General features: G+C 41.2%; 7 protein-coding genes. 5 read left to right on the plus strand and 2 right to left on the minus strand.

All coding sequences use genetic code 11. The annotated features are described in order from the left end of the window. Positions 1-229: 229 nt before the first annotated feature. Complete coding sequence (locus VE944_RS08580) at positions 230-553, minus strand: YnfA family protein (protein ID WP_324975185.1); 324 nt, start codon at positions 551-553, stop codon at positions 230-232. A gap of 241 nt (positions 554-794) precedes the next feature. Between VE944_RS08580 and VE944_RS08585 the strand changes: the two genes are divergently transcribed. From VE944_RS08585 to VE944_RS08600, 4 genes are all read left to right on the plus strand, one after another. After that, positions 795-5,462 carry a GAF domain-containing protein gene (locus tag VE944_RS08585; protein WP_324975188.1) on the plus strand — a complete coding sequence of 1,556 codons (4,668 nt, stop codon included), beginning with the start codon at positions 795-797 and terminating at the stop codon, positions 5,460-5,462. Positions 5,463-5,604: 142 nt separating this feature from the next. Next, positions 5,605-6,060, plus strand: coding sequence for a DUF4363 domain-containing protein (locus VE944_RS08590; RefSeq protein WP_324975190.1), 456 nt, complete (start codon positions 5,605-5,607; stop codon positions 6,058-6,060). A gap of 199 nt (positions 6,061-6,259) precedes the next feature. Continuing rightward, positions 6,260-6,541, plus strand: coding sequence for a peptidase (locus VE944_RS08595; RefSeq protein ID WP_324975193.1), 282 nt, complete (start codon positions 6,260-6,262; stop codon positions 6,539-6,541). Positions 6,542-7,300: 759 nt separating this feature from the next. Beyond that, complete coding sequence (locus VE944_RS08600; RefSeq protein WP_324975196.1) at positions 7,301-8,677, plus strand: calcium-binding protein; 1,377 nt, start codon at positions 7,301-7,303, stop codon at positions 8,675-8,677. A gap of 238 nt (positions 8,678-8,915) precedes the next feature. Here the strand turns inward: VE944_RS08600 and VE944_RS08605 are convergent, their stop codons facing one another. After that, positions 8,916-9,149 carry a hypothetical protein gene (locus tag VE944_RS08605; protein ID WP_324975199.1) on the minus strand — a complete coding sequence of 78 codons (234 nt, stop codon included), beginning with the start codon at positions 9,147-9,149 and terminating at the stop codon, positions 8,916-8,918. A gap of 523 nt (positions 9,150-9,672) precedes the next feature. Between VE944_RS08605 and VE944_RS08610 the strand changes: the two genes are divergently transcribed. Beyond that, positions 9,673-10,989, plus strand: a complete 1,317-nt coding sequence (locus VE944_RS08610; RefSeq protein WP_324975201.1) for a pre-peptidase C-terminal domain-containing protein — start codon at positions 9,673-9,675, stop codon at positions 10,987-10,989. Positions 10,990-11,178 lie beyond the last annotated feature (189 nt).

Raw genomic sequence — 11,178 nt, forward strand, 5'->3', positions numbered from 1 at the left:
TTGAAGAAGAATTCAGAAGTCAGAATTCAGGAACCAGAATGCAAGACGCTCCTGCGTCGAAGGAGCTGCGCTATCAGTGGGGGATTCAGACCCGCCACTGAATTGTTGCACCACCAAATTTTCAATTTGGTAGGGGTCTTAAACCCGTTTATTCATCCACTATGAAGTTCAAAATTCATGTCTGTTTTCTGGCTCCTGACTCCTGAATTCTGTTTGATAAAAATTTTACTTAAGTTCTGGGTGCAAACATGATAATTAGAACACTCACTAAAGCTAAACATGCTCCGATTAAGTCGTAACGGTCTGGAGTTACCCCGTCTACCTTCCAACCCCAAAACATTGCCATTGCGATAAACACGCCACCATAAGCCGCATACACTCTGCCAAAATTTGCCGATTGGAGAGTTGCAATAATCCCATAGAAAGCTAAAGCAATTCCACCTAATATGCCCCACCATAAAGGCTTACCTTCGCGCAACCACAACCAGATTAGGTAGCCGCCACCGATTTCCAATAAACCAGCCCACAAAAAATACAGTAGGGACTTAATCATTTAACAGATTCTTTAATAAGATCGAACTCAGTGAAATTACGCTAACGCTTTTAACTAAAGTGTTGTCATTAATTAAAGTAAGTTTGTTGAGTTGGGTACTGGGGATTGGGGACTGGGAACTGGGTACTGAGTACTAAGGAATGAGAAGAAACAAAATAAGGACTTCTTTTTTAATAATCCCTAATCCCCAATCCCCCAATCCCTAATCCCCAGTCCCCAGTTCCTAATCCCCAGAATAAGGATGAAAGCACCATTACCTGATAACGAAGCACAGAGAATCGAGACGCTTTTGCAGTATAAGATTCTCGACACGCCATCTGAAGCCGCTTTTGATGACCTCACCCATTTAGCCTCGTATATTTGTCAGACTCCTATTGCTTTAATTAGCTTAATTGATACAAACCGTCAGTGGTTCAAGTCAAAAGTCGGAATGGATGCCCTAGAAACACATCGAGATTTGGCATTCTGTGCCCATGCTATTCTACAGCCTGATGTTTTCGTTGTGCCTGATGCAACAGATGACGAAAGGTTCGCCACCAACCCACTGGTAACATCTGGCCCAAAGATTCGGTTTTATGCTGGTGTACCTCTGACTAATCCGGAAGGATATGCGCTAGGAACTTTATGTGTAATTGACTATGTACCACGAGAACTTACACCAGAACAAGTGGAGGCATTACGAACTTTAGGCCGTCAAGTCATCAAGCAACTAGAATTACGGCGAAATTTAGCAAGTTTGGTACTTGTAACCAAGAAAAGCAAACAGGCGCAGCAGGTAAGCAAGCAATTTTTCAAAAAGATTGTAGCAGGCTTTGGTTTAGCATCGGCAATTTTAGTTCTGATTGGCGTAGTTTCTTATCAAAATACAAGAGTATCTACTAATAATCGCAGTATAGTAAAAAACACTTATAAAAAAATCAACAGTCTAGAAAAACTACAGTACCAGATAAAGGATGCTGAGACTAGACAAAGTGGTTACATCCTCACTGGAAAACAAACTTATCTCAAACCTTATCAAGCAGCACTTACTAACGCCGAGCAAGAAATTGCCAACCTGAAAAGGTTAACAGCAGATCAACCGAATCAACAAAAGCAAATTGCAACCCTTGAATTTCTAATAACGACTAAATTTACTGAACTAAAACAGACTATTGACTTGCGCCAAAACAAGGGATTAGAGGCGGCATTACAAGTACTAGTGAAAAATGATCAACAAAATCTCATGGATGATATCCGCAAGGCGATCAATGAGATGGAAAACGAGGAAAGGGGACGACTCCAACAGCAGTTACAAGCAAAAAAAGCCACTAGTCGCAACATAATTCTGACACTTGCGATCGCCATCTGCCTAAGTTTTATCGTTCTTGCTGTAGTCTACTACTTCATCTATCGTGAGGTCATTGAGCGCAAAAATACAGAAGAAGCCTTAAACCAAGAACGCAACTTTATCTCAGCAGTCCTGGATACAGCCAGCGCCTTAGTAGTAGTTGCCGACTCCCAAGGGCAAATTGTTCGCTTCAATCAAGCTTGTGAGCAAACAACAGGTTACTCCTTCGATGAGGTGAGGGGTAGGCATTTTTGGAACTTGTTCCTACTTCCTGAAGAGGTAGAGTCAGCCAAAGCAGTTTTTGAGCAATTGCTAACTGGGAGAGGCTTCCTAGAACAGGAAAACTATTGGGTAATGAAAGATGGCAGCCGCCGACTAATTGCCTGGTCGAATACCTTCTTAAAAGACTATGAAGGATCGGTGGAATACATTGTTAGCACTGGCATTGACATCACCACTCGCAAACGCGCACAACAGCATTTAACCGCACAATATGTTGCAACTCGCATTTTAGCAGAGTCCGCCACCACGGGCGTTGCAACTCGCCAAATCTTGCAAGGGATCTGCGAGAGTTTGGCATGGGATTTGGGTGAAATTTGGATGGTGGATGAGCAAGCAAATGTGCTGCGTTTTCTCGATATGTGGCATAAAGCACCCCTTGATCTGCAAGAGTTTGAAGCCCTGAATCGGCAAACCACCTTTGCACCAGGAAGTGGACTACCTGGCCGGGTTTGGGCTAGTTCTGAACCTGTTTGGATCGCTGATATCGTTAAAGAACTCAGTTTCTTCCGCTTCAAAATCAGCGATGAAGTACAATTACACGCAGCTTTTGGTTTTCCGATCCGCAGTGGTGACAAAATCCTTGGCGTGATTACCTGCTTCAACCGTCAAATCCAAGCGCCTGACCAAGATTTGATCAAAACGATGAATTCTATCGGTGAGCAAGTGGGGCAATTTATCCAGCGTAAAGAGGCTGAAGAAGAAGTACAACGGCAAAACTTGCGATCGCAATTATTTACCGAAATCGCCCTTAAGATTCGCCAGTCTTTGCAAATCGAAGAAATTCTCCAAATCACTGTCGAGGAGGTACAAAGAATTCTCCAGACTGACCGAGTTTTAATCTACCAAGTTTTGCCAGATGAGTCTGCAACCACGGTCATTGAAGCAGTAGTTTCTGGATTACCAACAATCAAAGAGCAAAACATCAGCGCCCCCTACTTTCGAGCCGAATATCTACAGCAGTACTATCTACAGCAGTACCGTCAAGGACAAATTTTAGGGCTAGCTAATTTCGATTTGCCAGAAGTCGAACAAAACCATCTACAATTAATCCAACAGTTTGGGGTCAAAGTCAATTTGGTTGTGCCCATTCTTGTCAAAGAAGAACTTCGTGGTTTGCTCATAGTTCATCAGTGTGACGATTCCCACCACTGGTCTAGCTTTGAAACTCATCTTTTGCGGCAAATAGCCGACCAAGTAGGTATTGCCTTAGCCCAAGCCCAACTATTAGCAGCAGAAACTCGTCAGCGACAAGAACTTGAAATTGCCCGTCGCCAAGCCGAATTAGCTTCTCAGGCGAAAAGTTCCTTTTTGGCAAATATCAGTCATGAAATTCGCACTCCGATGAATGCTGTATTGGGCATGACCGGTTTAGTATTAGATACTCCCTTAGACCCAGAACAGCGAGATTTTATTGAAACAATTCGTAGCAGTGGAGACGCGCTTTTAAGTTTAATCAACGAGATTTTGGATCTTTCCAAACTTGAGGCTGGAGAGATGGCTCTTGAAACTCTAGATTTTGACCTATCCACTTGTCTAGAAGAAGTAGTGGAATTATTGGCTCCCTCAGCCCATAACAAGGGATTAGAAATTGGCGCACTAATTGAGCATAACGTCCCCACCCAGCTCAAAGGAGATACTGGTAGGCTGCGGCAAATTCTCATGAACTTAATCAGCAACGCTATCAAGTTCACCAGCGCTGGCGAAGTATTAGTACAAGCCGAATTGCGTTCTCTTACCTCTACTACAGCCACCATCCATTTTGCCATCACAGATACAGGTCTTGGCATCAGCCCTGAAGATCAACGCAAACTCTTTATGCCATTTACCCAAGTGGATGCTTCGACTACTCGCAAGTATGGTGGTACCGGTTTGGGATTAGCCATCTGTAAACAACTAGTAACTTTGATGGGAGGAGTAATTGGGGTAGAAAGTCAGATCGGAAAAGGATCTAAGTTTTGGTTTGAGGTACTTTTTACAAAGCTTGTTGAGCCTGTACCAAAATGCGAACGCGGACTTTTGAACAATCGCCGCTTGTTATTGGTGGATAACAACGCTATTAATTACAAAATTATCTCCCATGAAGCTAATCATTGGGGAATGCAGGTAGATCAAGCTGACAGTATTGCTGCTGCCCTCAAAGTTATTCAGTCAGCTTATGAGCAGGGTAAATCTTATGATGTTGCCTTGGTTGATATAAAAAATGACATGACAATAGAAGAACAAATTAAAGCAAATTCTGCAATTGCTGAAATACCTTTGATTATGCTCACCTCTACCAATCAACGGGATGAAGTGCAGCAGACGCTCAAAAGTGGATTTGCTGCTTATTTGGTCAAACCGATTAAGCCATCACGACTCCTCAATGCCATTATGAATATTTTAGAAACTCAGTCAGAATCAGAACAAGGAGCTAAAGGCTCTTGGCTAAAGGCTACTGAAAAAATCCAGAGTCCAGATTCAGGCATTCTGACCTCCTCTTCTCCTTACCCCGCTACTAAATCGAAGTTAAGAATTCTCTTAGCTGAAGATAATTTGGTGAATCAGAAAGTAGCCTTGAAGCAACTCGATAGTTTGGGCTACAAAGCCGATGTCGTTGCTAATGGCAAGGAAGTTTTGCAGCTATTAGAAAAAATTCCTTACGATTTGATTCTAATGGATTGCCAAATGCCAATTCTTGACGGTTTAGAAACCACAAAAGAAATTCATCGTTGGCAAGAAGATACTTTTGCTCTCCGTCGTCGTCCTGTAGTGATTGCGATGACTGCTAATGCGATGAAAGAAGATCAAGAAAGGTGTCTCAATGCCGGAATGGATGACTATCTAACTAAGCCGGTGTTTAAAGAAAAATTGGCTGCAACCCTAGAGCATTGGACAGGTGTGATCCTTTCAAAACAAGAGGCAGTTGTATATGAGCAGATTACTACTGATTTAGCAATTGATTGGGAACACTTGCATCGGATATCGGGAAATGACACAGAATTTGAGTTAAGTTTATTGCAAGTATGCGTTGAAGATATTAAACCCCGTTTAGAGATAATTAAAGCAGCGATCGCATCTCATGACTTTGGGCAAATTGCGCGAGAAGCTCATCACCTTAAAGGTGCTAGTGCCAACATTGGAGCCACAGCTATGTATCTAGCATCTAACAAACTAGAACGATTGGCTTACCATCAAGACCTTAGAAATACTACTAACTTAATTTTAGAGTTAAAAGAATTTGTTAACTGCATTGAAGATTTTTTAATCAGAAAGCAGGTAACAAATCGCACCTTGTTCCCAATCAAAAATGATCGAGTATAAACCTAATAATTAACATATAAAAACAGCCTTGATGCACCCGTGCTAATAAAAATGTGTATAGAATAAGACAAAGGTTTCCCGAACGAAAACCTCCATCAAATCTTCCTACATCTCCAGCAACTTTAGCTGATACTGTCGGTATTTGGCGATTTATCATTATTCAAAAGGTCTTATGAAACGCTTAATCTACATCATCTCCGTTACTGCAATTACCTTAGTGACATTAGTAGGATGCAACAGCGATCAAAAATCTACTACCCAGGCTCCTGCTACCACTGAAACCACTGCGGGGACAGCAGTATCCAAAACAACTGTTGCTACACAGGGAGGTTTTAAGACTTTGGTCAGTGTACTTTCAAATACCAAAACTATGGTGCAAGGCGGAAACTTTGACAAAGCTCAACAAGAATTTAATAAGTTTGAAAACTCTTGGTTTAAGGTTGAGGATGGTGTCAAAACTAAATCTTCAAAAACCTATAATTTAATCGAAGATGCTGCGACTCAGGTGAAGGGTGCGCTGAAGGCAAAAGATAAAGCGAAAGCTGTTAAAGGGTTACAAACACTTGACACAAATATCGCCAGTGTTTCTAAAACGTGAGGTAAAGCTAACATAGAGCAGAAGTTAGCCCCTTTGGGGAAGTCAAAAGTCAATAATTTTGAACCCCATAAGTGAATTTAGTTGCTCTGCATCCAAATTATTTTTTGGTCAAAAGACACAAGATACTAAGAAAACAGTCTTTATATCTGGCTTTGAACAAATAGCAAAGTGCTATAGTTTCCACTGGAGATTTTGGATAATGCTTTCATTTCGCAAGTACCACCGGACTCTGGCAATTATTTTGGCTTTACCGCTTGCTGTAACATTGTTAACTGGAATTGCAGCTACGCTGGTAGGTGAGTGGTCAGCTAACCTGGGAGTAGGGCGTAGTCTACTGCTTTCCATTCATCGTGGTGAAATATTTGGTTTACAGGGAATCTACCCGATTTTAAACGGATTAGGATTATTGGGATTGTTGGTTACTGGGTTAAGTATGACTAGTTTGTTTGGTAGAAAAAGGCCAAAATCCGAGAAGGATTAGAAAAGACATAATTTTACTTCCCGTGCGATCGCATAAGTAGCTAAACAAAATTAATTACACAAAATTAAGGTATGAAAACCTTATCCAGACTGGAAACTCATGTGTAAATAATTCTGTGCGATTACTTAGCAAAAAATTTAGTACTAGCCCTTTTAAGGTGTGCTTGACCCCAGTTTGATGCTAGCAGTGGATGCATTTCCTCTTTCCTGAAGATGGCAGAACTTTCTCTAGTAGCAGTTCTGTACCTGATTTTTCTTATACGCTAGAAGTCAGTGTGGCATAAGAACGTTGTTAAATTAAAGATTGTAATTTCAGGCATTTAGTTTCCACAGTTTTTCCCTTATTTAATGTAGAGACCTTACAGATAAAGTCTCTACATAATTCTAAAGATGGCTATTAACCATCATTTAAAACCGCAATTCCAGGTAATAACTTGCTTTCAAGTAACTCCAAGCTAGCGCCGCCGGTAGAGATGTGGCTCATTTGGTCGGCTAAACCGACCGAATAATTATGTAATGCTTAAGTATTATTAAGTTTTACATAAATTCTAGATTCCTATATGAATTAAAAGAATGCATATTAATATGCATTTCTTTAATAGAAAATTATTTTTTGGTATAAAAAAAGATTTGCTACCAAAAAATCTGACTCGGATTGCTATAGATTACGCAAATGGCAAGTAATCTGCATTGAACTGATGAATAGTTCTTTGACTGAAGCTGAACTTAACATATTAGTGAGAAATTCAGGAGAAATAACATGGCATTTATTTTCGGCAAAACAAGTGCTGACAATCTTTCTGGGACTTCGGGAAATGACACGATAGTTGGTTGGGCTAGTGGTGGTAATGCCAATAGTACCTCCGGTAATGACACTTTGAATGGTGCAGATGGTAACGATTCCCTCGCAGGTGGGACAGCAAACGACAGTCTAATCGGTGGAAATGGCAATGACACACTTGATGGTGGCACAGGAAACGACACTCTAATAGGTGGTGCAGCCAATGACACCTTCATAGGCAGCCAGGGTAATGACAGCATTAATGGCGGAAATGGCAATGATACCGCAGACTACAGTCAACTAGATCAAGTCATTACCTTGTCAGGTGTTGGAACCATTCAAAAATCTGGCGGATTTGGACAAGACCAACTCTTTAGAGTAGAAAGGGTTATTGCTAATCCTGATGTTGCCAACAACACTATAGATACATCCCAATCTTTGCCTGGGGTATCTATCACTGTTAACTTGCAAACCCAAAGTCTGGCTGCCAACAACGTTCCTGGCTTGGGAAGATTGTCATTTACAGCAGTCAACTTTGATAATGTCATCGGCACAAATGCAAATGACAGCATTGTTGGTGACAGGCAAAATAACCGATTATCCGGTAATAATGGCGATGACACACTTGATGGAGGTTTGGGTACTGACACTTTGAATGGGGGAGTAGGCGACGACACTTACCTCGTTGATAATACTCTTGATACTATTAGAGAGGCTGCTAATTCAGGCACAGATACCGTCCGGTCTTCTGTCACGTATACACTAGGCGCCAATCTGGAAAATCTGACGCTGAGGGAAGGTGGCAACATCACCGGGACAGGTAACAATCTTAGCAACTTCATTTTTGGTAATACTTCTAACAACACTTTGAATGGCGGAGGAGGCGATGATACTTTAGATGGTAATAATGGCAATGATATCCTCAATGGTGGCGACGGCAATGATAGTCTACAGGGCGGGCCAGGCAATGAAGTACTAAATGGCGGGGCTGGAGACGACATCCTTATTGGTGCTTTCCCTGGTAGTCCGCTTCCACCTGGAATAGGGGAAACTGATCGCTTCACAGGTGGGGATGGGGCAGATAGATTTATCCTTGGTGACGCTCTAAGTGTTTTCTACGACGATAACAACACTACGAATCCTGGTTTTGGGGACTTAGCTACTATTACTGACTTCAACCCTAGTGAAGATATAATTGAACTCCAAGGAACTCCACAGGACTACCTCTTGCAATCTCTTGGAAGTAACACACGAATCTTCTTAGACAAACTGGGAGCAGAGCAAGATGAAATCATAGGTATTGTGCAAGGCGTAGTAGGTCTCACACTTGATAGTAACAACTTCACTTTTCTATAAGCAAGAAAATGCTGGAGAAGATACAAACAACTCACTAGAGGGCACTGAAGGGTTAGGTTTCTTATCATCAGGCTCAGACATTAATATCTTAGCCCAGTTGGCAACAGTTCAACCAGGAGATAATTCCGATTTCGACTTTTTTAAATTTTCTGGCGGAATTTTCTCTGCTCTGGTAGCAGTTCTGTACCTGATTTTTCTTATACGCTAGGAGTCAGTTTTGCATAAGAATGTTGTCAACTTACAGCGAATTGCTATCAAATGTGCCACAAATAAAAGCAATACTGGGCTTTGTTTTAGGATTTATTGTTGTGGTGGGTTTGATCGAAAACTGCTGTAAGAAAGTCCTGACATCAGAGGGCAGATTCAAGAATACTTTCTCTTGTAGCTGGGGGAACACGGTAACGTGTCCCCCTTTACCCAATAAAAGGGCAGCTTCACTCATTTCAGTCAGACATTCGTAATCTTTACTCACGATAAGGCTTCATCTGAAAAATATCGCAAAGTCCACCAAGATAATTATTATACGTAAATAATTTGTAATTAAAATTAAATTCAACATCCATCATAATTATTATATATAAATGTATTTAAATATTATAAATAATATTTATGAAGATTTGATAAGAAGTTAACGTAGCATTGCATTGTATGATATTTAATTAATTAGAACGTGAGTTCAAACCAAAATCAAAAAAAGAACTAAATTTAATCTTTTGATCTAATTACTTACCATTTGGGTCATCAATTAAAGGAATTTAAAAAAAGAAAATATCTAATTTTTTAGAGTAGGCGTCTCGCTCACCCGCAAGCAAAGGCGGACTTTCAGGATCAGCCCACAATAAAAAACTGGATCTTTTATTTAGAAGTTATTAACCAAATAATTAGTGGTTTTTAACTTAGATTACACAAATGGCAAGTAATCTACATTGAACTGATGAATAGTTCTTTGACTGAAGCTGAACTCACGTATTAGTGAAAAATTCAGGAGAAATAACATGGCATTTTTTTTCGGCACTACAAGTCCTGACAATATTTCTGGGACTTCGGGAAATGACACCATAGTTGGTTGGGCTGGTAATGGTAATGCCAATAGTCCCTCAGGTAACGATATCTTGAATGGTTTGGGTGGTAACGATTCCCTTGCAGGAGGGACGGCAAACGACACACTTAATGGGGGCTTGGGTGCTGACACTTTGATTGGGGGAGCAGGTGACGACACCTATATAGTTGACAGTCCTGTTGATAGGATTACCGAAGCTGCAAATTCAGGTACAGATACCGTCCGGTCTTCTGTCTCCTACACACTAGGGGCCAATTTGGAAAACCTGACGCTGAGGGAAGGTGGCGACATTAGCGGGACAGGTAATAGTCTTAGCAATTTCATTTTTGGTAATACTTCTAACAACACTTTGAATGGTGGAGGAGGCAATGATACTCTAGATGGTAGTGATGGCAATGATATCCTCAATGGTGGCGACGGCAATGATAGTCTACAGGGTGGGCCCGGCAATGAGGTACTCAATGGTGGGGCTGGAGACGATATCCTCATTGGCATTTTCCCTGGAAGTTCGCTTCCACCTGGAATAGGGGAAACTGATCGCTTCACAGGTGGGGCTGGGGCAGATAGATTTATCCTGGGTGACGCTGCAAATATTTTTTACGACGATAACAACATTTCGAGTCCTGGTTTTGGGGACTTGGCTACTATTACAGACTTCGACTATAGCCAAGATCGAATTGAACTTAAAGGAACTCCACAAGACTACCGCCTGCAAGTTGTTGGAAGCAACACAAGAATATTGTTAGACAAACCAGGAGCAGAGCAAGATGAGAACATAGGTATTGTGCAGGGGAGAAACAATCTCAGACTTGATAGTGATGACTTCCTTTTCTATGAGCGAGAAAATCCTGGAGAAGGTACAAACAACTCACTAGAGGGCGCTGAAGGTTTAGGTTCCTTATCATCAGGCTCAGACATTAATCTCTTGGCCCAGTTAACAACAGTTCAACCAGGGGATAATTCCGATTTCGACTTTTTTACATTTTCTTTAGCAAATCCAGGAACTGTCACTATCAGTACGGTAACATCGGGAGATACAGTTCTCAATCTGTTTGACAGCGCTGGAAGTTTATTACAAAGGGACGACGATGGTGGCTCAGACCAGGGATCATTAATCACTAGTTCCCTGGGTACAGGTACGTACTCCATTTCAGTGAGTAAATTTGGTTTCTCGCTTGAAGATGGCGGAGTTTTCTCTGGTAGTACCTCTATAGGTGATTTTTCTTATACCCTAGAAGTCAATTTTGCATAAGAATGTTGTCAACTTAAAAAAGTACTGACATCACAGGGCAGATTCAAGGATACTTTTTCGAGCGATCGCTTATAACTTTTGCGCCCATTCCAGCGATTTAGTTTGCACAGTTTTTCCCCTATTTGTAGAGACGTTACATGTAACGTCTCTACATAATTCTAAAGATGGCTATTAAGCATCATCTAAAGC

The sequence above is a fragment of the Nostoc sp. genome (genome assembly GCF_035638895.1).
Classification (GTDB): Bacteria; Cyanobacteriota; Cyanobacteriia; order Cyanobacteriales; family Nostocaceae; genus Nostoc.

What these genes read in the sequence shown, in the direction of transcription:
- VE944_RS08580 (WP_324975185.1), bottom strand. Translation starts at nt 553, where the DNA reads ATGATTAAGTCCCTACTGTATTTTTTGTGGGCTGGTTTATTGGAAATC.
- VE944_RS08585 (WP_324975188.1), top strand. Translation starts at nt 795, where the DNA reads ATGAAAGCACCATTACCTGATAACGAAGCACAGAGAATCGAGACGCTT.
- VE944_RS08595 (WP_324975193.1), top strand. Translation starts at nt 6,260, where the DNA reads ATGCTTTCATTTCGCAAGTACCACCGGACTCTGGCAATTATTTTGGCT.
- VE944_RS08600 (WP_324975196.1), top strand. Translation starts at nt 7,301, where the DNA reads ATGGCATTTATTTTCGGCAAAACAAGTGCTGACAATCTTTCTGGGACT.
- VE944_RS08610 (WP_324975201.1), top strand. Translation starts at nt 9,673, where the DNA reads ATGGCATTTTTTTTCGGCACTACAAGTCCTGACAATATTTCTGGGACT.